Genomic DNA, 25,247 nt, shown 5'->3' with positions numbered 1-25,247 from the left:
CGACACTAGGAGGCGCCGATCATGAGCACCCTGATCGTTCAGCTGGACATGGAAGAATTCTGTGAAGTGGCCGACCTGTCGGCGGCCTACGTGATCGAAATCGTCGAGCACGGCATCCTCGAACCTCAGGGGACGGCGCCCCAGAATTGGCGTTTCAGTGACGTCGAGCTGTCCCTGGCCAAGCGCGCGGCCAAGCTGCGCCGCGACCTTGATCTGGAGTGGGAGGGGGTCGCCCTGGCCCTGGACCTGCTGGACGAAGTGCGGCAACTGCGGGCGGAGAACCAGATGCTCAGGCAGCGCCTGGGGCGCCTGCTGCTGGATTGATCTCCCTCATCGCGCAGGAGCCGGCTTGCCGGCGAAGGGGCCCTTGGGCCTTGCGCAATCCAGGCTGACGCCTTCGCTGGCCAGCCAGCTCCTACGAGGTGGCGCGGGAGACCCTTGGCAGGGTGATGGTGAAGGTGGTGCCGTCGCTCTGGCTGGAACTGACTTCGATGCTGCCCTGGTGCGCCGTCACCACTTCCTTGACGATGAACAGGCCCAGGCCAAGGCTGGTGCTGGTACTGCCCAGTTCCTCGTCGGCGCTGCGCACCAGCGGGTCAAACAGGGTGGCCAGGGCTTCCTGGGGGATGGGGGCGCCGTAGTTGTGAACGGTCAGCAGCACTTGCTCGGCGCCGCCGGTGAGGGTCACGGTGACGGTGCGGCGGTTGCTGCCGTGCTGCAAGGCATTGCCGATCAGGTTCTGCAGCATCTGCTCGATGCGGGCGCGGTCCCAGATGCCGTGGCTGTCCCCTTCAAAGCTCAACAGCGGCATGCAGTCGGGCTGGCCCGCGCAGGCTTCGTCCATGGCCGCCCTGGCCGCGCAGGCCAGGTCCATGGGCGCGGGGTCGATGGGCAGGCCGTTGCCCAGCCGACTGCGGACGAACTCCAGCAAATCGCTGACCATGGCGCCCATGTGTCGGGTGCCGGTCTTGATGCGTGAGACAAAGGCCTGGGCGTCCTCATCCAGCGGCACTTTGCGCGCCAGCATTTCGGTGGACATGCTCACCGCTTGCAGCGGCGCCCGCAGATCGTGGCCCAGAATCGCCAGGAAGATGTCCCGTGAACGGCTGACCTGCTCGGCATAGGCGGTGGTGGACTCGGCCAGGGCTTCGTCGATCGCCTCGTTGAAACGGATCATGTCCTGCAGGTGTTCCAGGTCCGGGGTTACCAGGCTGGCGACCCACAGGCGGATCACACAGGCCCGCAGGTGGCGGAACTCCGACGTCATCTGCACCAGATCGAAACCCACGTGATGGCGCAGTTCGCCATGGCAGGCGGCGGCCGCATCCAGGCTCGGCGACTTGTCCGGGCCTTCGCCCTTGGCCTTGGCCAATTGTTCCCCCGGGCTCTGGCTGGTGCGCATGTCTCGGGCGGCGGCCAGCAGAATCGACCGCGAGTGATCCCGCAGGTCACTGCGGGTCAGGTTGCCAGGGGCCAGGGTCCTGGCAAATTGTTCCCATTCATCAACGATTTGCTCAACGTGCTGGACGATGAAATCGGACAGGCGCATAGCCGGGCACCTTAGTGGGCAGAGAGTGGAAAGCGAGACGCATCTTAGCGCCATATCCATCGCTTCAACACTGTCCCTGCCCAGCGGCCGGTTGGGGTTCAGAAGAGGAAATAGCGCTGGGCCATGGGCAGCACATCCGCCGGTTCGCACCACAGCAAAACGCCATCGGCCTTGACCTGATAGGTCTGCGGGTCGACCTCGATGTTCGGCAGGTAGTCGTTATGGATCAGGTCGCTCTTTTGCACCGTGCGACAGCCCTTGACCACGGCGATGCGTTTTTTCAGGCCCAACTGTTGCGGCACGCCGGCGTCCAGCGCCGCCTGGCTGATAAAGGTCAGGCTGGTGGCGTGGCGGCTGCCGCCGTAACTGGCGAACATCGGCCGGTAATGCACTGGTTGCGGGGTCGGGATCGAGGCGTTGGCATCGCCCATCAGGCTCGCGGCAATCGCCCCGCCCTTGAGGATCAGGGTCGGCTTGACCCCGAAGAACGCCGGGCGCCAGAGCACCAGGTCGGCCCACTTGCCGACTTCGATGGAGCCCACTTCATGGCTGATGCCGTGGGTGATCGCCGGGTTGATGGTGTACTTGGCGATGTAGCGCTTGACCCGGAAGTTGCTGTTGCCCGGGCCATCGCCCGGCAGCGGGCCGCGCTGGCGGTGCATCTTGTCGGCGGTCTGCCAGGTGCGGGTCACCACCTCGCCGACCCGGCCCATGGCCTGGCTGTCGGAGCTGATCATCGAGAACGCCCCCAGGTCGTGGAGGATGTCCTCGGCGGCGATGGTTTCGCGGCGGATGCGGCTCTCGGCGAAGGCCACGTCCTCGGCGATGCTCGGGTCCAGGTGATGGCAGACCATCAGCATGTCCAGGTGTTCGTCGATGGTGTTGCGGGTGAAGGGCCGGGTCGGGTTGGTGGAGCTGGGCAGCACGTTGGCAAACCCACAGGCCTTGATGATGTCCGGGGCGTGGCCGCCGCCGGCGCCTTCGGTGTGGTAGGTGTGGATGGTGCGGCCCTTGAAGGCGCCGAGGGTGGTTTCGACGAAGCCGGATTCGTTGAGGGTGTCGGTGTGGATCGCCACCTGCACGTCGTACTCATCGGCCACGTTCAGGCAGTTGTCGATGCTGGCCGGGGTGCTGCCCCAGTCCTCGTGCAGCTTGAGGCCGATGGCCCCGGCCTTGACTTGCTCGATCAAGGGCTCCGGCAGGCTGGCGTTGCCCTTGCCGGTAAAGCCGATGTTCATCGGGAAGGCGTCCGCGGCCTGGAGCATGCGCGCCATGTGCCAGGGGCCCGAGGTGCAGGTGGTGGCGTTGGTTCCGGTGGCCGGTCCGGTGCCGCCGCCGATCATGGTGGTGACGCCGCTCATCAGCGCTTCTTCGATCTGCTGCGGGCAGATGAAGTGGATGTGGGTGTCGATGCCGCCGGCGGTGAGGATCATGCCCTCGCCGGCGATCACCTCGGTGCTGGCGCCGATGGCGATGGTCACGTCGGGCTGGATATCCGGATTGCCGGCCTTGCCGATGGCGGCGATGCGCCCGTCCTTCAAGCCGACATCGGCCTTGACGATGCCCCAGTGATCGATGATCAGCGCGTTGGTGATCAGGGTATCCACCACATCGCACGCCAGCAGTTGGCTCTGGCCCATGCCATCGCGGATCACCTTGCCGCCGCCGAACTTCACTTCTTCACCGTAGGTGGTGAAGTCCTTTTCCACTTCGATCCACAACTCGGTGTCGGCCAGGCGTACCTTGTCACCCACGGTGGGGCCGAACATGTCGGCGTAGGCCTCACGGGAAATGCGCATTCCTCGTTCCTCGGAAATGAGCGGCAAGCTTCAAGCTGCCAGCTGCAAGAAAAATCAAAAGACATCGATAGCGCTTCAGGCCGCAGCTGCTTGCTGCTTGAAGCTTGCCGCTCAGAGCTGCGTTCAGAGCTCACCCATGATGCGTCCGGCAAAGCCGAACACCCGGCGCTTGCCGGCCAGCTCCACCAGTTCCACTTCCCGGGTCTGGCCCGGTTCGAAGCGCACCGCGGTGCCGGCGGCGATGTTCAGGCGCATGCCGCGGCTGGCGGCGCGGTCGAAGGTCAGGGCGTCGTTGGTTTCGAAAAAGTGATAGTGCGAGCCGACCTGGATCGGCCGGTCGCCGCTGTTGGACACCTTCAGGCTCAAGGTGCGGCGCCCGACGTTGAGTTCGATCTCGCCGGGCTGGATCTGGTATTGGCCAGGAATCATAGCGGTTGTCCCAGGGTCTTGTAGTAGATGGCGGTAGGGGTGTAGGTGCCGTCCGGGCTCTGGCAGTAGTTGGGCAGTTCGCCGACCCGGGTGTACCCCAGGGCACGGTAGAACTCCTCCGCCGCCGAGCCGGCCTCGGTGTCCAGGTACAGCAGCCCGCGTCGGTGCTGGCGGGCGACCTGTTCCAGGGCGTTCATCAGTTGCTGGCCCAGGCCGCGCCGCCGGGCGCTGTGCAGCACCATGAGCTTTTGCACTTCGGCGCGGTTGCGCCCGTTGGCCTTCATGCACAGCGCCAATTGCACGCTGGCCAGGACCCTCTCGTCATGCACCACCACCCACAGCAGCAGGCTGCCGTCCTCGACCCCGGCCTGCACGCTGCTGAGGTAGGCCCGGGCCTGGCTGTCATCCAGGTCGGCCATGAAGCCGACGGACGCGCCGTGTTGCACCGAGTCCAGCAGCAGGTCGATAAGTCCCTGACGGTAATGGGCAAAGCTTTCTCCATGGACTCGGCGCAGTTGGGCGGCGTTCATCGAGAGGTCACTCCTGGTGAGGGGCGGGCGGCAGTGCCCCGGGGTTGAGAGTCAGTTGCATGAAGGTCAGGTCCAGCCAGCGCCCGAACTTGGTGCCCACCTGGGGCATCTGCCCGGTACTGATGAAACCGAGGCGCTCATGCAGACGGATCGAGGCGCTGTTGGCGCTCTCGATGGCGGCCACCATCACGTGCTTGTCACAGCCACGGGCGCGTTCCAGCAGCACCGCCATCAGTTGTGGACCCAGGCCATTGCCGCGCTGGTCGCGACGCACGTAGACCGAGTGTTCCACGGTGTGGCGAAAGCCGTCGAAGGGCCGCCAGTCGCCGAAGGAAGCGTAGCCGAGCACCTGCTCCTCGGCGTTGACAATCACCAGGATCGGATAGCCCTGGCCCTGGCGCGCGCTGAACCAGGCCTGGCGGTTGCCCAGGTCAACCGGGGTGTCGTTCCAGATCGCCGTGGTATTGAGCACGGCGTCGTTGTAGATGTCGCGGATCGCCGGCAGGTCGGCGTGCAGCGCATCACGGATGCGATAGGTCATGACGCGGCCTCAGGCGATGGGTTGGTGGACAGTGACCAGCTTGGTGCCGTCGGGGAAGGTGGCCTCCACCTGGATCTCCGGGATCATCTCCGGGATGCCTTCCATTACCTGTTCGCGGCTGAGCAGGGTGGTGCCGTAGTGCATCAGGTCGGCCACGCTCTGGCCGTCCCGGGCGCCTTCGAGCAGCGCGGCGGAGATATAGGCCATGGCTTCCGGGTAGTTGAGCTTGAGGCCGCGGGCCAGTCGCCGCTCGGCCACCAGGCCGGCGGTGAAGATCAGCAGCTTGTCTTTTTCGCGTGGGGTCAGGTCCATCGTGATCGATCCGTCGTTGGGCAGTTTGAAAAGGGCAGGTGTTTCATGTGTTCCAGATTCTCGGTGGCACGGCCTCGCGGCCCAGCAGCGCCGGGCGCAGCAGGCGCCACAGGTCGATGAGCCAGGCGCGGGCCAGTAGCGCCTCGCCGGCCAGGCAGCGGGCCACCAGCAGCCCCGGCAGCTGGCTCAGGTCGCCGCGTACCGGATGCTGCAGAGAGCGGCAGCGCTCCAGCAGTGGGCTGTCGATGTCACCGGTCACCAGCAAGGTGGCGAACACCGGCTGGCCGTCCAGGCCGATGGGCGAATCCAGCAGGCCGTCGTCGCCGCTGATGCGCTGGCGCTCATGCCACAGCGGCCGGCCGTCGCGGCGGATATCCAGGTGGGCCTGGAAATGTCCGTGCTCGAAGCGCTCGCCGCTGGCCGGGCGGCCGAGGGCGACGATGTCCCAATAGAACAGCCGCGCATCGCCTTGCAGGTCGATCCGGGTCGTCAGTTCGGCCTGGGCGGCGCTGAAGACGATGGTTTCCTGGGGCAGCCATTCCAGGGTCGCCCCCGGCGCTACCTGCAGGTCCAGGGTCTGCCCGGCCGGGCTGTTGGCGCGATACCACTTGGCGGCGCCAGGGCTGGTCAACTGGGCCCAGGCGTCGCGCTCGACCCGGGCACTGATGGCCAGCCGGTCGCCGCCGGCGATGCCACCGGGCGGGTGGACGATGATGTGCTGGCAGACCTCGGGGCCTTCGGCATACAGGTGCTTCTGCACCCGCAGCGGGCCCAGGTGGCGGCGCAGGACCGGGCGCGTGCCGGCGCCGAAGCGGGCGTAGGCCAGTTCCAGCTCGGCGTGCCAGTTGGGGGTGAACAGGGCGGTGGCGGCAGGTGAGTTCATGCTGTGTGATTATCGTTAGGAGGCTACAGATTAGATCGTAACCAGGCCGCGTACACCGTCGGCCTGCATATTTTCCCCACGACCCTGCTGGATGATTTCCCCCCGGGACATCACCAGGTACTGGTCGGCCAGTTCGGCGGCAAAGTCGTAGAACTGCTCCACCAGCACAATCGCCATGTCGCCCCGGGCCGCGAGTTGCTTGATCACCGCGCCGATCTCCTTGATCACCGAGGGCTGGATGCCTTCGGTGGGCTCATCGAGGATCAGCAGCCGGGGCCGACTGGCCAGGGCCCGGCCGATGGCCAGTTGTTGCTGCTGGCCGCCGGAGAGGTCGCCGCCGCGGCGCTGCTTCATCTGCAGCAGCACCGGGAACAGCTCGTAGATGAAGGCCGGGACGGCCTTGGCTTCTTGCGCGCCGAAGCGCGAAAGCCCCATCAGCAGGTTTTCCTCCACGGTCAGGCGAGCAAAGATCTCCCGCCCCTGGGGCACGTAGGCGATGCCGGCCTGGACCCGTTGGTGTGGCTTGTAGCCGGTGATGGCCCGGCCCTCCCAGTGGACCGCGCCCTCCCTGGCCGGCAGCAGGCCCATCAGGCACTTGAGCAGGGTGGTCTTGCCCACGCCGTTGCGCCCGAGCAGGCAGGTCACTTCGCCGATCCGGGCCTCGAAGCTCAGGCCCCGGAGGATGTGGCTACCGCCATAAAACTGATGAAGCTGTTGGACCTGTAGCATGGGCACTCTCCGGGAAATGGCAGAAAATCAGTGATTAGTTGCAAGCTTCAAGCTGCAAGTAAGAGCGGGACCGATGCGCTTTGGCTTCTCGCTTGCCGCTTGAAGCTTGCAACTTGCCGCTGCTCCTATCGTCCGAGGTACACCTCGATCACTCGCTCGTTTTCCTGCACCTGATCCAGCGAGCCTTCGGCCAGCACGCTGCCCTGATGCAGCACGGTGACGTGATCGGCAATCGAGCCGACAAAGCTCATGTCATGCTCCACCACCATCAGCGAGTGCTTGCCGGCCAGGCTCTTGAACAGCTCGGCGGTGAACTCGGTTTCGGCATCGGTCATGCCCGCCACCGGCTCGTCCAGCAACAGCAATTGCGGGTCCTGCATCAGCAGCATGCCGATCTCCAGGAACTGCTTCTGGCCGTGGGACAACAGGCCGGCCTGGCGCCGGGCCGAGGGGCTCAGGCGAATCGTCTCCAGTACCTGGGCGATACGGTCCTGCTGTTCGCCACTCAGGCGCGCGCCGAGGCTGGCCCACACCGATTTGTCGGTCTTCTGCGCCAGTTCCAGGTTTTCGAACACGCTCAGGGCCTCGAACACCGTGGGCTTCTGGAACTTGCGGCCGATCCCGGCCTGGGCGATCTGCACTTCGCTCATCCGGGTCAGGTCCAGGGTTTCGCCGAACCAGGCCTTGCCCCGGGTCGGCCGGGTCTTGCCGGTGATCACGTCCATCAGGGTGGTCTTGCCCGCGCCGTTGGGGCCGATGATGCAGCGCAGCTCGCCAACGCCGATGTACAGGTTGAGGTTGTTGAGGGCCTTGAAGCCATCGAAGCTGACGCTGATGTCCTCCAGGGTCAGGAGGGTGCCGTGACGGGTGTTCAGGCCCTTGCCGGCGGCCTGGCCGAGGCCGATGGCGTCGCGGCTGCTGCCCTGGTCCTTGTTGGGTTCGAGTATGGGTTCGAGCATGAAGTCCGCCGTGGCCGTGACTCTCATTGTGCACCTCGTTTGTTCAGCAGGCCGATCACGCCCTTGGGCAGGTACAGGGTCACCACGATGAACAGGGCGCCGAGGAAGAACAGCCAGTATTCGGGGAAGGCCACGGTGAACCAGCTCTTCATGCCGTTCACCAGCCCGGCGCCCAGCAGCGGGCCTATCAGCGTGCCGCGCCCGCCCAGGGCCACCCACACCGCGGCCTCGATGGAGTTGGTGGGGGACATTTCGCTGGGGTTGATGATGCCCACCTGGGGTACGTACAAGGCTCCGGCCAGGCCACAGAGCACCGCGCTCAGGACCCAGACGAACAGCTTGAAGCCGCGCGGGTCGTAGCCGCAGAACATCAGGCGGTTCTCGGCGTCGCGCAGGGCGGTCAGCACTCGCCCGAACTTGCTCCGGGCCAGGCGCCAGCCCAGGTACAGGCTGCCCACCAGCAACAGCACCGTGGCCAGGAACAGCACCGCCCGGGTGCCGGGCTCGGTGATGCCGAAGCCCAGGATGCTGCGGAAGTTGGTGAAACCGTTGTTGCCGCCAAAGCCCGTCTCGTTGCGGAAGAACAGCAGCATCCCGGCGAAGGTCAGGGCCTGGGTCATGATCGAGAAGTACACGCCCTTGATCCGCGAGCGGAAGGCGAAGAAACCGAACACCAGGGCCAGCAGACCCGGGGCCAACACCACCAGGCACAGGGCCCAGAGGAAGTGGCTGGTGCCGGTCCAGTACCAGGGCAGCTCGGTCCACGAGAGAAAGGTCATGAATGCCGGCAGGCCGTCTCCGGCGGCCTGGCGCATCAGGTACATGCCCATGGCGTAGCCGCCCAGGGCGAAGAACAGCCCGTGCCCCAGAGACAGCAACCCGGCGTAGCCCCAGACCAGGTCCAGGGCCAGGGCGACGATGGCGTAGCAGAGGATCTTGCCCACCAGGGTCAGGGTGTAGGCCGAGACGTGCAGCGGGTGGTCGGCTGCCAGCAGCGACAACAGCGGCAACGCCAGCAACACCAGGAGCAGCAGTGCGCCGACGCCGAGCGTGACCCTGGGCCCGGCTTTCTGGCTGGCGGTAATCAGCAGTGGTTGGTTCATCAGTCGATCACCCGTCCTTTCAATGCAAAGAGTCCCTGCGGGCGTTTCTGGATAAACAGAATGATCAGCGCGAGGATCAGGATCTTGCCCAGCACGGCGCCGATCTGCGGTTCGAGGATCTTGTTGGCGATCCCCAGGCCGAAGGCCGCCAGCACGCTGCCGGCCAACTGGCCGACGCCGCCGAGCACTACCACCAGGAACGAGTCGATGATGTAGCTCTGGCCCAGGTCCGGGCCAACGTTGCCGATCTGGCTCAGGGCCACGCCGCCCAGGCCAGCGATCCCCGAGCCGAGGCCGAAGGCGAGCATGTCCACCCGGCCGGTGGGCACGCCGCAGCAGGCGGCCATGTTGCGGTTCTGGGTCACCGCGCGCACGTTCAGGCCCAGGCGGGTCCTGTTCAGCAGCAGCCAGGTGAGCAGCACCACAAACAGGGCGAAGGCGATGATCACGATGCGGTTGTAGGGCAGCACCAGGTTGGGCAGGACCTGGATGCCGCCCGACAGCCAGGCCGGATTGGCCACCTCGACGTTCTGCGCGCCGAACAGCAGGCGCACCAACTGGATCAGCATCAGGCTGATGCCCCAGGTGGCCAGCAGGGTTTCCAGTGGGCGGCCGTAGAGATGGCGGATCACCGTGCGCTCCAGGGCCATGCCGATGGCGGCGGTGACAAAAAACGCCACCGGCAGGGCCAGCAATGGGTAGAACTCGATGGCCTGCGGGGCAAAACGCTGGAACAGCCACTGCACCACGTAGGTGGAGTAGGCGCCGAGCATCAGCATCTCGCCGTGGGCCATGTTGATCACCCCCAGCAGGCCGAAGGTGATGGCCAGCCCCAGGGCCGCCAGCAGCAGGATCGAACCCAGGGACAAGCCGCTGAAGGCCTGTCCCAGTACCTCGCCCAGCAGCAACTGGCGTTTGACCTGGGCCAGGCTGGTCTGCGCCGCGGTGCGTACCGCGGCATCGGCTTCGACGCCCGGCTCCAGCAAGCCTTCAAGGCGGGTGCGGGCCAGCGGGTCGCCGGTTTCCCCCAGCAGGCGCACGGCGGCCAGGCGCACCGCCGGATCGCCGTCCACCAGTTGCAGGTTGGCCAGGGCCAGGCTCAGGGCGGCGTGCACGCCTGGGTCCTGCTCGGTGGCGAGCCGGGCATCGAGGAATTTCAGTTGCGCCGGCTTGGCGCTTTTTTGCAGCTGCCGGGCGGCATCGAGCCGGGTGCTGGCCTCGGCGGCGAGCAATTGATGACTGGCCAGCGTGGTGTCGATCAGGCCCCGCAGGCGGTTGTTCAGGCGCAGGGTCTTGTTTTCACCGGCGATGCTCAACTGGCCTTGTTGCAGGGCCTTGAGCAGTTCCAGGCGCGCCGGATCCGGCTGCGCGGCCCAGGTTTCCAGTAGCTGCGCCTGTTGGTTGGAGTTGGCCGCGACAAAGTCTTCGGCTTCACCGGCCTGGGCCACCCAGGGCAGCAATAGCAGGCAGGCGAGGATGAAACGGTAAAGGGCAGTGGGCATATCGATGTCCTTGAAAGCGCCTGGGTAACCTGTGGGAGCGAGCTGGCTCGCGATCCGCGCAGCGGCCAGCCGCGCGGTTTTCGTTGCAGGTCCTGTGGACCTCATCGCGAGCAAGCTCGCTCCTACAGGGACGGCGTCAGGTTCGGATCAGTTGCTCTTGACCGCGTAGTCAGGCTTCTTGTCGTTGCCCGGAATGAACGGGCTCCAGGGCTGGGCACGGATCGGCCCTTCGGTCTGCCACACCACGTTGAACTGACCGTCCGGCTGGATCTCGCCGATCATCACCGGCTTGTGCAGGTGGTGGTTGGTCTTGTCCATGGTCAGGGTGTAGCCCGACGGCGCGGCGAAGGTCTGCCCGGCCAGGGCCTCACGGACCTTGTCGACCTCGGTGGACTTGGCTTTCTCCACTGCCTGGGCCCACATGTGGATGCCGACGTAGGTGGCTTCCATCGGGTCGTTGGTCACCGCCTTGTCCGCGCCCGGCAGGTTCTTGGCCTTGGCGTAGGCCTTCCAGGCGGCGACGAACTTCTGGTTCACCGGGTTATCCACCGACTCGAAGTAGTTCCACGCCGCGAGGTTGCCCACCAGCGGCTTGGTGTCGATGCCGCGCAGTTCTTCCTCGCCCACCGAGAACGCCACCACCGGCACCTCGGTGGCTTTCAGGCCCTGGTTGGCCAGTTCCTTGTAGAAAGGCACGTTGGAGTCGCCGTTGACCGTGGAGATCACCGCGGTCTTGCCGCCGGCGGAGAACTTCTTGATGTTGGCGACGATGGTTTGATAGTCGCTGTGACCGAACGGGGTATAGACCTCTTCGATGTCCTTGTCGGCCACACCCTTGGAATGCAGGAACGAGCGCAGGATCTTGTTGGTGGTGCGCGGGTAGACGTAGTCGGTGCCCAGCAGGAAGAAGCGCTTGGCGCTGCCGCCGTCTTCGCTCATCAGGTATTCCACGGCCGGGATCGCCTGCTGGTTCGGCGCGGCGCCGGTGTAGAAGACGTTGGGCGACATTTCTTCGCCTTCGTACTGCACCGGGTAGAACAGCAGGCCGTTGAGTTCCTCGAACACCGGCAGCACCGATTTGCGCGACACCGAAGTCCAGCAGCCGAACACCACCGCCACCTTGTCCTGGGTCAGCAACTGGCGGCCCTTCTCGGCGAACAGTGGCCAGTTGGACGCCGGGTCCACCACCACCGGTTCCAGCAGCTTGCCGTTGACTCCGCCCTTGGCGTTGATCTCGTCGATGGTCATCAGCGCCATGTCTTTGAGCGAGGTTTCCGAGATCGCCATGGTCCCCGACAGCGAATGCAGGATCCCCACCTTGATGGTCTCGGCGGCCTGGACGGTCCAGGTCAGGCCCATCGCGGCAATCGAGGCCGAGAGGGTGAAAGCCTTGAGCAAACTACGACGCTTCATTGTGCGATCTCCATGAACTTTTGATTTTTTCAGGTGGTAGATGCGGACTGCTGAAGGGCTGTTTTGCAAGGGGTGTGCCGAGTCGCCGCGGGGCATGAAAATGTCGCTTCAGGCGCTGGGGCAGGGCGATCGATGCCCCAAGAGGAGGCCTGGATCTGAGGATGGTGCGCAGGGATGCGTCATTGTGGTGCTGCCGCACAGCGGCAGCCGGGGTCGGCCAGGGGCTTCAGTTCACCCCAGGGAAGGAGTCGACGTATTTGATGGTGAAATCGGGAAAGGAGTCGACGATCTGGATCTTGTAGTCGGGGTAGCTGTTGACGATCTTCCATTTGCCCGGCGCGTCGGCAAAGGAGTTGACCTGCTTGACCTTCAGGTCGGGAAACGAGTTCACCACCTTGACCTTGTAGTCGGGGAAGCTGTTGACGATCTGGATGTTGCCGTAGATTTTCGAGACGTCGACCGAAGTGCCGGCCTGGGCGCCAAGGGCGGTGCCGAGCAGCACGGCCAAGAGTGCAGTTCTGAACATGAGACTCATCCTGAGAGATCCAAGCGCGCGATCTTAAAGCACTGACGACGATTGTAGGAGCTGGCAAGCCGGCTCCTACAGCGGCGGGTGGTTCAGCGGCGACGCATCAGGCCGATGAAGAACAGCCCGCCAATGGCCGCCGTGGCCACGCCGATCGGCAGGTCCTCGGGGGCGATCAGGGTGCGGGCGGCGACGTCGACCCAAACCAGGAACAGGCTGCCCAGCAGCACGCACACCGGCAGCAAGCGGCGATGTTCGGCGCCCACCAGGCGCCGGGCGATGTGCGGCACCATCAGCCCGACAAAGCCGATGGAGCCGCTGATGGACACCAGCACTCCGGTCATCAGCGAGGCGATCAGGAACACCTTCAGGCGCACGTTGCGCGCGTTCAGGCCCAGGGTCACGGCGGTCTGTTCGCCGGCCATCAGGGCATTCAGCGGCCGCGCCATGCCCAGTAGCAATCCCAGCCCCAGCAGCACGCTGGCAGCGGGCACTGCCAGCAGTTCCCAGCGCGCCAGGCCCAGGCCGCCGAGCATCCAGAACATCACCGCCGAGCTGGCCCGGTGATCGCCCATGAACAGCAGCAGGTTGGCCACCGCCATCATCACGAAGGACACCGCCACCCCGCACAGCAGCAGGCGGTCGCTGTCCAGGCGGCCGTTGCGCGCGGCGATGCCCAGCACCAGGAGCATGCTCGCCAGGGCGCCGATAAAGGCCGCCAGCGGCAGGGTCAAGAGGCCGATGACCTGGCCCAGGTGCAGCACCACGATCACCGCGCCGAGGGTGGCGCCGGAGGTCACCCCCAGCAGGTGCGGGTCGGCCAGGGGATTGCGGGTCACCGCCTGCAGCACCGCGCCGATCAGCGCCAGCCCGGCGCCGACCAGCGCGCCGAGGAGCATGCGCGGCACGCGGATCAGCCAGACGATATGCTCCTGGCCCGGGCTCCAGTCCACCGTGCCCAGGCCCAGAACCTTGTACAGGAGAATCCGCCCGACCACCTCCACCGGCACCCGCGCCGGGCCAAATCCCAGGGACAGTACGCAGGACACCAGCAGCAGGGCGCCGAGGGTCAACAACAGCCAGGCATAACGACCCTTGATCATTCGCCGTGGAAACCCTTGGCCAGGGTTTCCACCGCCAGCACGTTGTCGATCCCCGGGGTGGCTTGCACGTAGGGAATGACGATGAAGCGCTGGTTCTTGATCGCATCGACCCCTTGCAGGGCCTGATTGTTCAGCAGGAACTGCTGCTTCTGCTCGGCGCTGACTTCGCTGTAGTCGACGATGACGATCACCTGCGGGTTGCGCTCGACCACGGTTTCCCAGTTGATCCGGGTCCAGCTGGCCTCGACGTCATCGAGAATGTTGCGCCCGCCTGCGGCATCGATCAGGGCCTGGGGCATGCCCAGGCGACCCGAGGTCATGGCCCGGTCTTCGCCGCTGTCGTAGAGGAACACCCGGGGCTTGTCCTTGGGCAGGTCCTTCTGGACCTCGGCGACCTGCTCCTGCATCTGCGTGATCAGCGCGTTGGCCCGGTCCTGCACGTCGAAGATCCGGCCCAGGTTGCGCAGGTCGTTGTAGGTGTCGTCGAGGCTGGCCGCCGGGCGCTTCATCACGAAGGCGCAGGACTCGGTCAGCTCGTAGACGTTGATCCCCAGTGGCGCCAGGGTCTGCGGCGTGAGGTCGCCGCCGATGCGCATGCCGTAGTCCCAGCCGGCGAACAGGAAATCGACGTTGGCGTTGAGCAGGGTTTCCACCGAAGGGTACTTGGCCGCCAGCTCCGGCAGACCGTCGAGCAGGCTGCTCATCTCTGGGGTCACGGCCTTCCAGCCGCTGACCCCGCTGTAGCCCACCATGCGCGGCTTGAGCCCGAGGGCGAGCATCATCTGGGTCATGTTGATGTCGTGGCTGAGGGCGTGTTGCGGCGCCTGCTTGAAGGTCACTTGGCGGTCGCAGCTGTTGATCGTCAGCGGGTAGTGGGTGGCTGCGGCGAAGGCCTGGGCGGTGCCCAGTGACAGGGCCAGAAACAGACTGCGGCGGAGCAGGGAGCGCAAGGTCATGGTTGGGTGATCCAGGTGATTCGTGGGTAGCCGGACAGGGGATGGGCGTCGATCAGCGCCTCGACGCCGAACACCTTGCGCAGCAGCTCGACGGTGAGCACTTCGCTGGGCGTGCCGCTGGCGACGATGCGCCCGTGGTCGAGGACATACAGGCGGTCGCAGAACGCTGCGGCCAGGTTCAGGTCATGGATGCTCGCCAGGGTGCCGATGCCCAGGCGCTTGACCCGTTGCAACAGCTCCAGCTGGTAGCGCGGGTCGAGGTGGTTGGTCGGTTCATCGAGGATCAGCAGTTGCGGGCGCTGGGCCAGGGCCCGGGCCAGGATCACCCGCTGTTTTTCCCCGCCGGACAGGGTGGCGAAGGCGTGATCCTCGAAGCCCAGCAGGCCCACCGATTCCAGGGCCTCGCGGGCGATGCGCCGGTCTTCCTCGGTATCACCGTCGAACAGGCCCTTGTGTGGCGTGCGGCCCATGGCGACCACTTCTGCCACGCTCAGGCCGAAGGCATCGGGAAACTCCTGAAGCACCACGGCAATGCGCTGCGCGCACCAGCGTGGCGATTGTTTCCAGACGTTGTGCTGGGCCAGTTGCACCTCGCCCTGCTGCGGCTTGCTGAAGCGGTAGGCGCAGCGCAGCAGGCTGGTCTTGCCGCTGCCGTTGGGGCCGATCAGGCCGACGAATTCGCCGGCCGCCACGTGCAGGCTGGCCTCACGCAGTTGGAACTGGTGATGGCAGTGGCCCTGGCCCAGGGGTGTCCAGGCCAGGTGGGTGAGGTTCAGCGAGGTCATGCGGTGTCCGTAGGGGCCAGCCGGGGCGGTTAAAAGGTGTAGTCAGCGGTGACGAACAACGAGCGCGGCTCGCCGAGTATCCATTGCTGGCCGTCATTGTATTGGCTTTGTGCGTACTGGCGGTCAAACAGGTTGTTCAATTGCAGGCCCAGGGTGGTATTGGGCAGGGCTTTCCACGCCAGGTTGGCATCGACCACGGTGTAGCTGGGCAGCTCGTTGCGGTTGGCCAGGTCGGCGTAGCGCGCATCCACGTAGCGCACCCCGGCACCGGCCCGCAGGTCATCGTTGAGGGCCTTGCTCAGCCACAGGTTGGCCGTGCGCCGGGGCACGTCCACCGGGCGCTTGCCGTCGTAGGACACCTGCACACCGTCGACGTCCCGCTTGAAGTCATCGTACTGGGCGCGAACGATGGCGGCGTTGGCCTGCAGTTGCCAGGCGTGGGGCAGTTGCAGGTCGAGGCTGGCTTCCAGGCCGTTGGACGATTGCTGGCCCACTTGCTGTTTGCGGTTCGGTTCGCCGGGCACATCGGTCAGCAGCTTGTTCTTGACGATGTGGTAGGCGGCCAGGGTCCACTCGCCACGTTGGTCCCAGAACGCCTGCTTGAGGCCGATCTCGGTCTGCTTGGCGCGGGACAGGTCGAACTGCTGCTGGCTCTTGCTCAGGGAAATCAGCCCGCCGACGCCGTCGGTACTGGTGGAGTACTGGCCGTACACGGACGTATCCGCAGTGACGGCGAACACCAGCCCGGCTTTCCAGTTGTTGCCGGTCAGGGTCTTGTCGCTGCGGCTGTCGTCGTTCAAGTCATCGCGACCGATATGCGCGTAGTCGCGGCGCACACCGGTCACCAGGGACCAGCGTTCGCTGAGTTGCAGGCGGTTTTCGGCGAACAGCGACATCTGCCGGGTGGTGGTCTTGAACTGGTCGCGGTAAGGGCTGGCGCTGGCGAACTCGCCCGGAGCCGGGTGGTACGGATCTACCACTTGGCCATTGGCCAAGGCGTCGGTGAAGGGTGAATTGCTTTTCAGGTGGAAGCGGATGCGGTTGTAGTCCATGCCGGCCAGGGTCTGGCTATCGAGGCCGAACAAGCTGTGCTTGAAGGTGAAGGTCTGGCGGTCGCCGAGCTGTTCCTGCTGGTGGCCGATACCGTAGTAACCGCTGCGGCTCAGTTGGCCGGTGGCCGGGTTGAAGTTGTAGTTCTCGGCGTTCTGCCAACGGCGTTGGGCCTTGAGGTAATACAGCTCGTTGCTGGCACTGACCTGATCGGAAATCTGCCATTCGCTGGTCAGGCGGGTCCACTGGTCGTTGTAGTGCTGCTGGTCATTGCCGACGTTGTAGTTCTTGTCCCGCAGGCGTTGGTGGAAACGCCCGTCGATCAACGGCGTGCCGAAGTAGTTCATCGGCTGCTGGTCGCCGTAGTCGTGGGCCAGGGTGAAGGCCAGGTCGTCACGGGCCTGCCAGCGCAGGGCGGCGCTGACGAAATCGGCGGACGAGTCGCCGCGGTCGATCCAGCCATGGCTGCGCTCGCGGTTGAGGTTGAGCCGGTAGCTCAGGCTGTCGCTCAGGGAGCCGCCGCTGTCCAGGGCCTGTTGCTGGCGGTCATAGGAGCCGTAGCCCAGGCGCAGGTGATTTTCGATTTCGCCGCTGAAAGGCTTTTTCGGCAGCGTGTTGATCACCGCGCCGGTGGCGCCTTCGCCGTACAGCACCGAGGCCGGGCCGCGCAGCACCTCGACCTGCTCCACCGCCCAGGTGTCCACCGGGAAGGTCACGGTGCCCATGCCGGTGTACAGGCGGTTGCCGTCGTACAGCTGCATCACCGAGTTCTGTCCGCTAAAGCCACGTGCCGACAGCGAGGTGCCGCCGTCCCCCGGCGTACCGGTGCGGCTGATGCCGGTGCTGCGCGATACCGCGTCCTGAACGCTGCGCTCGCCCCGGGCGCGGATCCGTTCACCGCTCAGGCTGTCGGTGCTGGCCGGGGTGTCGAGGGCGCTCAGGCCCAGGCGCGAACCGGCGCTGGTGGGGGTGTTCAGGCTGACGCTGTCGTCGGCCTCGCTGGCTGGCGCGGAAACAGTGCCGGTAGGCAGGGTCAGGGCGGAGGGTGAATCATCCGCCTGGGCCAGGGAGGGCAAGGCGATCAGGCAAAGGCTGGGCAACAGGAACTTGTTCATCGGGGACGGTGAATCACTTCTTCGAGGGGGTTGCCCGCAGTGGTGGACTGCGGGCAGGGATCTTACGCTTTAGCGTTATAAAGTAACATTATAACTGTGCGCGGCTAAAGCGCCGAGATTCTACAGAGCCCTCTGGAATGCGCATCTCGGCTGATTCATGTTGAAGATGAAGCCGATTCAGGTCCGCGGTTGAAGCGTGAAAGCAACAGCCGGTCCAGCAGCCAGACGACTATCAGCGAGGCGCCGACCAGGGGGAACGCCACGGCCAGCAACAGCATGATCACGGTCGCGGTCTTCCACCTCGGCAGGTCGTGCCGCAGCGGCGGCACGCCAAGACCGCCCTGAGGGCGACGCTTCCACCACATGACGATGCCGCTCACGGCGCTGAGTAGAATCATCAGGCACACCACCAGCACCACGATCTGGTTGAAGCGGCCGAACATCTTGCCCTCGTGCAGCATCACCCCAAGCTCGGTGGCCCGGGCCACGTTGCTGTATTGCTGCCAGCGCACGTCGGCCAGGACCTGGCCGGTGTATTGGTCGACATGCAGGGTGGCGTCGTTGCGCGGGTCGTCGGCGAACACGGCGATGGTGAACACGCCGCTGGCCGTCTTCGGCAGGGTGATGCTGTAGCCCGGCTCGACCTGGCGCTCGCGGGCGATGTCCTGCACTGCTTGCAGGCTGATGGTCGGGGCTGCCGGTGCCGCGTCAGCCTGGTTGTGGACCATGTGCTCGGCGTGGTCGCCGGACATCGGCATTGGCGTGTTCTCCAGCGCCCAGGGCACGGTCTGGCGCGTGGCACTATTGAGTGCCCGGGCCTGCTGGTCGGAGGTCGGCACGTCGTTCCACATGGCCGCCGGGAAGCGGTTCCACAGCTCGGCGTACTGCTTGCCCCAGAAGCCGGTCCAGGTCATGCCGCTGAGCAGCATCAGCAGCAGGAAGAGCGCGCCCCAGAAACCCAGCACGCTGTGCAGGTCGCGCCAGAACAGGCGGCCACGGGCACTGAAGCGCGGCCACAGCACGCCGGCCGACGACTTGCCCCGTGGCCACCACAGGTACAGGCCGGACACCACCAGGACGATGCCCCAGCCGGCGGCCAGTTCCACCAGACGATCACCGACGGTGCCGATCATCAGTTCACCGTGAATGGCTCGGGCCACGGCCTGCAGGTTGCGCTTGGCATCCTGCTCGCCGAGCACGTCGCCGTGGTAGGGGTCGATGAACACATTGAGTTCCTGGCCGCTGTTCTGCACCACGAACTGCGCACTGCGCTGGGCATCGATGGGCGGCAGGTATTGCTTGATATGGCCCTGGGGGTAGGCCGTCTGTACCCGCTGCTGCAGTTCATCGGCGCTCAGGCTGTGATGGCCGGCCGGTACGGTGAGCAGGCTGGAGTACAGCAACGGGTCCAGTTGTGGCTTGAACAGGTAGACGATGCCGGTCAGGGCCAGCATCACCATGAATGGCGCAACGAACAGCCCGGCGTAGAAATGCCAGCGCCAGGCCAGGTTGTAGAAAGACACTTTGGGTCGGTTCATCGGGGAACGCTCCGCAGGGCTGTGGATCTGTTTTTATGGGCTCTGTTCAGCGGTCAGCCAACTGCGCAGAGCAGGGCCGGCTGACCGCTGAAGGGGGGATCAGAAGCTCAGGTCGACCTTGGTCCAGAGCGTGCGCCCTGGTTCCTTGATGGCCTGGGGATCATTGGCCGGGTAGCCGAAGCCGGCGTTGCCTGCCAGGTTCAGGTGCTCGGCGTAGGCCTTGCCGAACAGGTTGTCGACGCCAGTGCTGAGCTTGAGGTTCTTGGTCACCCGGTAGGCGCCGTTGAGGGAGAACACACCAAAGCCGCCGCTCTTGCCGAAGTCCTTGCCGACCACGTTGCCCTTGTTCAGGTCGACGCGGTTTTGCGCCGCCACCACCCGCCACAAGGCCCCGGCGCTCCAGTCATCCTCGCTGTAGGTCAGGCCGAAGCGCGCATCCAGCGGTGGCATCTGTGGCAGGGCCTTGCCGTCGCTGCTGTTCTTGCCCCAGGCGTAGGCCAGGGTCGCATCGGCTTTCCAGTTGGAGGTCAGCTTGTAGGCCGCGCCCAGTTCGCCGCCCATGATCCGGGCGTCAATGTTGTCGGCCCGCGAGGTGCTCATGTTCATCATCTGGGTGTTGTAGTCGAACAGGATGTAGTCACGCACCTGGCCGATGTAGCCCGAGGCCCAGGCTTCAAGGTCTTCGCCCTGGTATTGCAGGCCGAAGTCCAGCTGGGTGGTCTTTTCCGGCTTGATCGAGTCGAAGGCATTCACCGAGCCGGCCGGGCCCATTTTCGGCGAGAACAGTTCCCAGTAGTCGGGGAAACGCTGGGTGTGACCAAGGCCGACGTAGAGTGTGGTCGGGCTGTCGGCCAGGTCGTGCTCGTAGCGCACGAAGCCGCTGGGCAGGGTGTCGGCGCGGGTATCGCCGGCCGTGGGGTTGGCGCTGCTCATCATGCCCGAGCCGATGCGCTGGCGATAATCCTTGGCCGAGGCGCGGTCCAGGCGGGCGCCAGTGATCAGGCGGTCACGCTCGGCGGCGTACCAGGTCAGCTCGCCGAAGGCGCCGTAGTTGTGGAAGTCGGCATCCTTGGTGCGGGGCAGTTGCTTGTAGGTATCGATACCGCTGCTGGCCCGGGCACGATGCTCGTTGGTCTGGGCATCCAGGCCGCTGATCAGTTGCAGGTCGGCCCAGCGCCAGGTGGCCTTGATCCGTGCGCCGAGGGTGCGACGGTCGACGTTGGAGGCCATGGGACCGGCCATCATCCCGGTGCCGGACGGGGTCCGCAGGCTGTAGTTGTCCATCACGTGGTCGGCGTAGTTGTAGTAGACCTGGGCCTCGACCTTGTCCAGCACCTCGCCGATGTTGGATTTTTCGAAACGCAGGCCCAGGCTTTCGCGCTTGAACTGCGAGCCGTCCATGCCGCGCCCGGCGTAGCGGGCTTCACCGTCGCCCTTGCCGGCGGTGAGTTCCAGCAGGGTGTCGGCGTCCGGGGTCCAGCCCAGGGCCACGTCGCCGTTCCACTTGTCGTAGCGCGAGGCCACGGTGTCGTTGTTGCCGTCCTTGTAGTCGTCGGAATGGGCGGTGTTGCCGATCACCCGCAAGTAGCCCAGGGGGCCACCGGCGGCGGCGTCCAGGGTCTTGTCGAAACGACCGTTGGAACCGGCCAGCAGGCTGGCGTTGACCCGGGTGCCGAGCTCGCCGAAATGTTCCGGTTCGCGCTCGAACAGCACGGTGCCGGCCGAGGCGCCCGGGCCCCAGAGCACGGTTTGCGGGCCTTTGATCACGGTCAGCCGGTCGTAGGTTTCCGGGGAGATATAGGAGGTCGGTGCGTCCATGCGGCCGGGGCAGGCGCCGAGCATCATGCCGCCATTGGTGAGGATGTTCAGGCGCGAGCCGAACATGCCGCGCAGTACCGGGTCGCCGTTGGTGCCACCGTTGCGCACCGGGGCGAAGCCGGGAATGGTCTTGAGGTAGTCGCCGCCGTCACTGGCCGGGACCGGCTGGCGCGGGTCCTTGGGGTTGGTGACCACGGTCAGGGGCGAACTGGGGGCGATGGCGGTGATCACCGTCGGGCTCAGTTCGGTGCTGTGCTGGGCGTGCTCCTGTGCCGCATCGTCGGCCAGTGCCAGGGGCGTGAGCAGGACGCCGCAGAGCACCGCGAGGGCACGATTGAAGGACTGGCGGGCAGGGTTCAAGGCAAAGGGCCTGAATGGCTGGGCAGCGCCCAGACGAGAGTCAGCAGAAAACATAGATGTTCCATCGATCAGTCTTGAATGACACGGCCGCAGGTTCGCGTCTGTCGCGTTGACAGCCGGCCGTGTGAGATGAGCAGAAGACTCAGGCGCGGATCGGTGGGGCGCGGGTCAGGGCGCCAGGGAACACGGTCTGCCGGGCGTGGCCCAGGCGCGTGGCGGGGATCAGGAACGAATGAGTAGGCGACGCCGCCAGCGCGGCGAACGTCAGCCCCGAAGGCAGGGCCGGGCAATTGAACAGCAGGCTGCAGTAGCCGCACTTTTCCCAGAGCACATGCTGTTGGCCCTGGGACTTGCCCAGCCTGGCGTGATGCGGGCTTTCACCGTGACAGCCGGGCGCGCCGTCGCCCATGTCCATGGCAGCGGACATGTTCATCGGCATCGCGTGATCCATCGGCATCGACTGGGAAATCAGCGGACCGATAAAGATCATCAGCATGGCGAACAGGCTGATCCAGCTGCCGCGTCGAACTCGCTGGGAGTTGCGACGCGGCACGGACCGCCTGCGGCCAGGCGCGTGCGGGGCGTTCACGGTCGAAGGGCCGGTCAGGGCTTACTGGTCGTGCATATGCCCTTGCATGGCGTCGGGAGCCTGCTTCTGCACGGCAACCTCGACGGTGACATTGCCGGACTTCTCGAAGTGCAGGGTCAGCGGGAAGCGCTTGCCGTCGCTGAGCAGGCTGCGATCCTTGAGCTCCATCAGCATCACGTGGTAGCCCATGGGCGCGAAGGCCACCTCGCCACCGGCGGGCACCGCGACCTTGGGCACTTGCTGCATCTTCATCATGTCGCCTTGCTTGACGTGCTCATGCAGCTCGGCCCGCCCGGCGATCGGCGAGTCGACACTGAGCAGGGTGTCGGCGCTCTTGCCCGGGTTGTGCACCACGAAGTACGCGGCCACGGTCGGCGCGTTCGGTGGCAGCTCCTGTGACCAGGGATGGGCGATTTGCAGCTCGCCGGCCTTGTAGTCGTGGGCGGTGGCGAAACAGGCGGGCAGCAACAGAGCGGCGAGGAGCAGGGATTGCTTGACCAGGGATGGTGTAGACATGACGGTTCTCCAGAACGATTCAAAGACGCAGATCACTTGCGAAAGGGAATCATGCCAGAGGCGGTGCACCGGGGTTCAGGCTGGGCCATTGCTGGCGCAGGGAGAGCATTTCAATCTGCGGTTGCGGCGCGCCCGGCCGGGCGGCGAAGCGGGTGAAGTACAGCTGGGGAACGTGCCCGGGCAGGGCCACCAGTGGTGGCGAGCCGGAGCAGCACCAACAGTGCTGCATGGTCGAATGATCGTCGTTCTGCGGGGCCTTCTGCTCGAGCTTGCCCAGGGAGATGGCCACCAACTTGGTGCCGGTGGACGAGCAGAAACTGCCCCACAGCAGTTGTTCGTTCAGCCCCGGATCGCTGCGCTGCATGGCCCCGGAAAGCGGCATGGCAAGCATGTTGAACAGCACTGCGAAGCAGGCGATCCAGGCAAATGCGAGCCGTTGTCGGGACATGGGGACGATCCGTCGGTTGAGCGATCAGGCGGGTATTTAGCCTGATCGCCGTGGATAAGTAAAAAAGCAGCGTATGCGGTGTGGTGTCGCAGTGCCAGTTCAGGCTGGGCTGACGTGGAGCTTGAGCCCGAGCGCTTTCATGACCTTGATGATGGTCGCGAACTCGGGATTGCCCTGGCTGCCCAGGGCCTTGTACAGACTCTCGCGGCCCAGGCCGGTATCGCGGGCGATCTGGGTCATGCCGCGGGCGCGAGCGATATCGTTGAGGGCGGCACGGATCAGCTTGCCATCGCCGGTGTCTTCCTCGAAGCAGGCGTCGAGGTAGGCGACCATGTCTTCAGGGGACTTGAGGTACTCCGCCGCGTCGAAGCGGGTGACTGGGGTGTGCATGTTTCAACCCTCGCTCTTGAGGTCGTGGGCCAGTTGCCTGGCGCGTTGGATATCGCGTCTCTGGGTGCGCTTGTCACCGCCGATCAACAACAGGTAGATCACTGTGCCCCGGCGCGAGAAGTACACCCGATAGCCGGGGCCACGGTGGATGCGCATCTCGTAGACGCCTCCACCCAGCGGTTCGCAGTCGCCGAAACGGCCCAGCTGGGCGGCGCGGATCCTGGCCAGTACACGGGTTTTGCCCTGCGGGTCCTTCAGGTGCAGGAGCCAGCGGCTGAACTCCAGGGTCTGCTCGAAGACGTACATGGCGAATGTATTCCTTGGGATACGGCGTGGCAACCCATTTGCCCGCGTGCAGCTCAATCAGGCGACGAGCGGAGCCGGCGCCATTGAGGCTGTCCAAGGAGGCTAAAGCATGGGGTTGGCAGCGCGCTGCCAGGGGCTTCCCAAGTGTTTGTGGGGCGCGGCGGTTTTGCCTGTCAGGTTTTTTCCGGCGAGCTCAGGGCCTGCAGCAACTCGGCCACGCTGGCAAAGTGGCGGTCGGCTTCGGGCAGTTCGGGGCGCTTGAGCACCAGCACCGGTATGCCCCGCTCACGTGCCACCTCCAGCTTGGGCTCGGTGGCGCTGCTGCCGCTGTTCTTGCTGATCAGCACGTCGATGTGCCGACGTGCGAACAGTTGGCGCTCGTCTTCGATCAGGAAGGGCCCTCGGGCGCCAATCACTTCGCAACGCTCATTGCCGGGGCAGGATTCCAGGGCGCGCAGGGTCCAGAACTGCCCCGGAGGAATTTCATCCAGATGCTGCAACGGCTCGCGGCCCAGGGTGAACAGCGGCCGCTTGAACGGTCCCAGGGCTTCCATCAGTTGCTCCCAACCGGCGATCTCCCGCCAGTCATCGCCCGGTTGCGGCTGCCAGGCCGGGCGGCGCAAGGCCCAGCAAGGCACGGCTGCGTGCTTTGCTGCGGCCACGGCATTGGCGCTGATCTGCGCCGCGTAGGGGTGGGTGGCATCCAGCAGGAGGCCAATGCGTTGTTCACGGATAAAGTGCGCCAAGCCCTCGGCGCCGCCGTAGCCGCCCACCCGGACCTGGCACTTCAGGTCCGTAGGCACCCGGCCGACCCCGGCCAGGCTGTAGATGTGTTCAGGGCCCAGGGTACGGGCGATGGCCAGTGCCTCGGTGACCCCGCCCAGCAGCAGGATGCGGCTCATGACAAGACTCCGGCGTGGCCAACGATGCCGCCCTGGCGGTCGATGGCGAAGACTTCCACCTGAACCTGGGCCGGCACCACGCTACGGGCGAAGTTCAGGGCGTGCTGGCACACCGCGTCGCCCAGGGCGATCCCGGCGGCGCTGGCCATGGCCAGCGCCTGCTGGCTGGTATTGGCCTCGCGGATGGCCTGTTGCAGGTCCGCTCCGGCGCCCACCGCGGCGGCCCATTGCGCCAGTTGCGGCAGGTCGATGCTGGAATGGCGGCTGTGCAGGGCCATGTGTCCGGCGGCCAGCTTGCTGATCTTGCCGAAGCCACCGCACAGGCTGAGTTTATCCACAGGCACTTTGCGCAGGTGCTTGAGCACCGCGCCGACGAAGTCGCCCATTTCGATCAGGGCGATTTCCGGCAGGTTGTAGACCCGGCGCATGGTGTCCTCGCTGGCGTTGCCGGTGCAGGCGGCAATGTGCAGGTAGCCGTTGGTTTTGGCCACGTCGATGCCTTGGTGGATCGAGGCGATATAGGCCGCGCAGGAGAAGGGCCGGACAATGCCGCTGGTGCCCAGGATCGACAGTCCGCCGAGAATCCCCAGGCGCGGGTTCATGGTTTTCAGGGCCAGCTCGGCGCCGCCCTCGACATTCACCGTGACTTCGAAACCGCCGGTGTAGGCGTGCTCCTCGGCAAGCCGTTGCAGGTGCTCGCTGATCATCCGGCGTGGCACGGGATTGATCGCCGGCTCGCCCACTGCCAGCACCAGGCCGGGTCGGGTCACGGTGCCCACGCCCTGGCCGGCGATGAAGCGGATTCCCGGCTCGCGGGTCAGGCGCACCTGGGTGTAGAGCAGGGCGCCATGGGTCACGTCCGGGTCGTCGCCGGCATCCTTGAGGGTCCCGGCTTCGGCGCCCTCGGCGGTGCGTCGGCAGAACTCCAGGCGCATCTGCACCTGCTTGCCCTTGGGCAGGACGATCTGCACTGCGTCGGCGTTGATGCCCCCCAGCAACAGGCGCGCGGCGGCCAGGCTGGTGGCGGTGGCGCAGCTGCCGGTGGTCAGGCCACTGCGCAGGGGCGCGGGCTGTTCGGCCGTCTCCTCACGCATGC

The 25,247-nt window shown here is 65.6% G+C and carries 27 protein-coding genes; 1 reads left to right on the top strand and 26 read right to left on the bottom strand.

The window, feature by feature from the left end; translation table 11 throughout:
* Positions 1–18 precede the first annotated feature (18 nt).
* On the top strand, positions 19–324 hold the full coding sequence (locus DNK59_RS14210; RefSeq protein ID WP_173655925.1) for a chaperone modulator CbpM: 306 nt from the start codon (positions 19–21) through the stop codon (positions 322–324).
* A gap of 91 nt (positions 325–415) precedes the next feature.
* On the opposite strand, the gene DNK59_RS14205 is transcribed toward DNK59_RS14210, so the two are convergent.
* The 26 genes from DNK59_RS14205 to DNK59_RS14080 form a co-directional block, all read right to left on the bottom strand.
* Entirely contained in the window at positions 416–1,549 is a 1,134-nt protein-coding gene (locus DNK59_RS14205; protein WP_110723589.1) for a sensor histidine kinase KdpD, read from the bottom strand.
* Between the two features lie 98 nt (positions 1,550–1,647).
* On the bottom strand, positions 1,648–3,348 hold the full coding sequence (gene ureC, locus DNK59_RS14200) for an urease subunit alpha (RefSeq protein ID WP_110723588.1): 1,701 nt from the start codon (positions 3,346–3,348) through the stop codon (positions 1,648–1,650).
* Positions 3,349–3,471: 123 nt separating this feature from the next.
* Entirely contained in the window at positions 3,472–3,777 is a 306-nt protein-coding gene (locus DNK59_RS14195; RefSeq protein ID WP_092319172.1) for an urease subunit beta, read from the bottom strand.
* Positions 3,774–4,307, bottom strand: coding sequence for a GNAT family N-acetyltransferase (locus tag DNK59_RS14190; protein ID WP_092319174.1), 534 nt, complete (start codon positions 4,305–4,307; stop codon positions 3,774–3,776). Before DNK59_RS14190 ends, DNK59_RS14195 begins: the two co-directional genes overlap by 4 nt.
* A 7-nt stretch (positions 4,308–4,314) precedes the next feature.
* A complete protein-coding gene (locus DNK59_RS14185) occupies positions 4,315–4,848 on the bottom strand; it encodes a GNAT family N-acetyltransferase (protein ID WP_110723587.1) in 534 nt (177 codons plus the stop codon).
* A gap of 9 nt (positions 4,849–4,857) precedes the next feature.
* On the bottom strand, positions 4,858–5,160 hold the full coding sequence (locus tag DNK59_RS14180) for an urease subunit gamma (protein ID WP_060837311.1): 303 nt from the start codon (positions 5,158–5,160) through the stop codon (positions 4,858–4,860).
* Positions 5,161–5,203: 43 nt separating this feature from the next.
* The gene (locus DNK59_RS14175) at positions 5,204–6,043 is read right to left on the bottom strand and encodes an urease accessory protein UreD (RefSeq protein WP_110723586.1); all 840 of its coding nucleotides are present in this window, start codon (positions 6,041–6,043) and stop codon (positions 5,204–5,206) included.
* 30 nt (positions 6,044–6,073) lie between these two features.
* On the bottom strand, positions 6,074–6,772 hold the full coding sequence (urtE, locus tag DNK59_RS14170; RefSeq protein WP_092319180.1) for an urea ABC transporter ATP-binding subunit UrtE: 699 nt from the start codon (positions 6,770–6,772) through the stop codon (positions 6,074–6,076).
* Between the two features lie 125 nt (positions 6,773–6,897).
* On the bottom strand, positions 6,898–7,758 hold the full coding sequence (gene urtD, locus DNK59_RS14165; RefSeq protein WP_110723585.1) for an urea ABC transporter ATP-binding protein UrtD: 861 nt from the start codon (positions 7,756–7,758) through the stop codon (positions 6,898–6,900).
* Positions 7,755–8,834 (bottom strand): urea ABC transporter permease subunit UrtC, encoded by a 1,080-nt coding sequence (gene urtC, locus DNK59_RS14160; protein WP_110723584.1) that lies wholly within the window; start codon positions 8,832–8,834, stop codon positions 7,755–7,757. Before urtC ends, urtD begins: the two co-directional genes overlap by 4 nt.
* Positions 8,834–10,336 (bottom strand): urea ABC transporter permease subunit UrtB, encoded by a 1,503-nt coding sequence (gene urtB / locus DNK59_RS14155; RefSeq protein WP_110723583.1) that lies wholly within the window; start codon positions 10,334–10,336, stop codon positions 8,834–8,836. The genes urtC and urtB overlap by 1 nt, the downstream gene beginning before the upstream one ends.
* Before the next feature lie 147 nt (positions 10,337–10,483).
* Positions 10,484–11,749: an urea ABC transporter substrate-binding protein gene (urtA, locus tag DNK59_RS14150; protein WP_110723582.1), complete on the bottom strand. Its 1,266-nt coding sequence runs from the start codon at positions 11,747–11,749 to the stop codon at positions 10,484–10,486.
* Between the two features lie 226 nt (positions 11,750–11,975).
* Complete coding sequence (locus tag DNK59_RS14145) at positions 11,976–12,275, bottom strand: hypothetical protein (protein WP_110723581.1); 300 nt, start codon at positions 12,273–12,275, stop codon at positions 11,976–11,978.
* A gap of 92 nt (positions 12,276–12,367) precedes the next feature.
* Positions 12,368–13,378: an iron ABC transporter permease gene (locus tag DNK59_RS14140; protein WP_110723580.1), complete on the bottom strand. Its 1,011-nt coding sequence runs from the start codon at positions 13,376–13,378 to the stop codon at positions 12,368–12,370.
* The gene (locus tag DNK59_RS14135) at positions 13,375–14,334 is read right to left on the bottom strand and encodes an ABC transporter substrate-binding protein (RefSeq protein WP_110723579.1); all 960 of its coding nucleotides are present in this window, start codon (positions 14,332–14,334) and stop codon (positions 13,375–13,377) included. The genes DNK59_RS14140 and DNK59_RS14135 overlap by 4 nt, the downstream gene beginning before the upstream one ends.
* Entirely contained in the window at positions 14,331–15,119 is a 789-nt protein-coding gene (locus DNK59_RS14130) for an ABC transporter ATP-binding protein (protein WP_092319196.1), read from the bottom strand. The genes DNK59_RS14135 and DNK59_RS14130 overlap by 4 nt, the downstream gene beginning before the upstream one ends.
* A gap of 29 nt (positions 15,120–15,148) precedes the next feature.
* Positions 15,149–17,284 carry a TonB-dependent siderophore receptor gene (locus DNK59_RS14125; protein ID WP_110723578.1) on the bottom strand — a complete coding sequence of 712 codons (2,136 nt, stop codon included), beginning with the start codon at positions 17,282–17,284 and terminating at the stop codon, positions 15,149–15,151.
* 155 nt (positions 17,285–17,439) lie between these two features.
* Positions 17,440–18,822, bottom strand: coding sequence for a PepSY domain-containing protein (locus DNK59_RS14120; RefSeq protein WP_110723577.1), 1,383 nt, complete (start codon positions 18,820–18,822; stop codon positions 17,440–17,442).
* Positions 18,823–18,921: 99 nt separating this feature from the next.
* Positions 18,922–21,054, bottom strand: coding sequence for a TonB-dependent copper receptor (locus DNK59_RS14115; RefSeq protein ID WP_110723576.1), 2,133 nt, complete (start codon positions 21,052–21,054; stop codon positions 18,922–18,924).
* Positions 21,055–21,142: 88 nt separating this feature from the next.
* The gene (locus tag DNK59_RS14110; RefSeq protein ID WP_110723575.1) at positions 21,143–21,553 is read right to left on the bottom strand and encodes a DUF2946 domain-containing protein; all 411 of its coding nucleotides are present in this window, start codon (positions 21,551–21,553) and stop codon (positions 21,143–21,145) included.
* A 57-nt stretch (positions 21,554–21,610) separates the two neighbouring features.
* The gene (locus DNK59_RS14105) at positions 21,611–22,105 is read right to left on the bottom strand and encodes a copper chaperone PCu(A)C (protein ID WP_110723574.1); all 495 of its coding nucleotides are present in this window, start codon (positions 22,103–22,105) and stop codon (positions 21,611–21,613) included.
* Between the two features lie 49 nt (positions 22,106–22,154).
* Entirely contained in the window at positions 22,155–22,553 is a 399-nt protein-coding gene (locus DNK59_RS14100; RefSeq protein WP_110723573.1) for a DUF2946 domain-containing protein, read from the bottom strand.
* A gap of 99 nt (positions 22,554–22,652) precedes the next feature.
* Entirely contained in the window at positions 22,653–22,943 is a 291-nt protein-coding gene (locus tag DNK59_RS14095) for an addiction module antidote protein (RefSeq protein WP_092319208.1), read from the bottom strand.
* 3 nt (positions 22,944–22,946) lie between these two features.
* Positions 22,947–23,249 (bottom strand): type II toxin-antitoxin system RelE/ParE family toxin, encoded by a 303-nt coding sequence (locus DNK59_RS14090; RefSeq protein WP_110723572.1) that lies wholly within the window; start codon positions 23,247–23,249, stop codon positions 22,947–22,949.
* Positions 23,250–23,422: 173 nt separating this feature from the next.
* Positions 23,423–24,151, bottom strand: coding sequence for a cobalt-precorrin-6A reductase (locus tag DNK59_RS14085; RefSeq protein ID WP_110723571.1), 729 nt, complete (start codon positions 24,149–24,151; stop codon positions 23,423–23,425).
* Complete coding sequence (locus tag DNK59_RS14080) at positions 24,148–25,245, bottom strand: cobalt-precorrin-5B (C(1))-methyltransferase (protein WP_110723570.1); 1,098 nt, start codon at positions 25,243–25,245, stop codon at positions 24,148–24,150. The genes DNK59_RS14085 and DNK59_RS14080 overlap by 4 nt, the downstream gene beginning before the upstream one ends.
* Between the last annotated feature and the right edge of the window lie 2 nt (positions 25,246–25,247).

It is taken from the genome of Pseudomonas sp. TKO26 (assembly GCF_003225665.1).
GTDB lineage: Bacteria > Pseudomonadota > Gammaproteobacteria > Pseudomonadales > Pseudomonadaceae > Aquipseudomonas > Aquipseudomonas saponiphila.
Note: the sequence above shows the minus strand (reverse complement) of the source record. Positions and strands in the feature narration are given on the sequence as shown.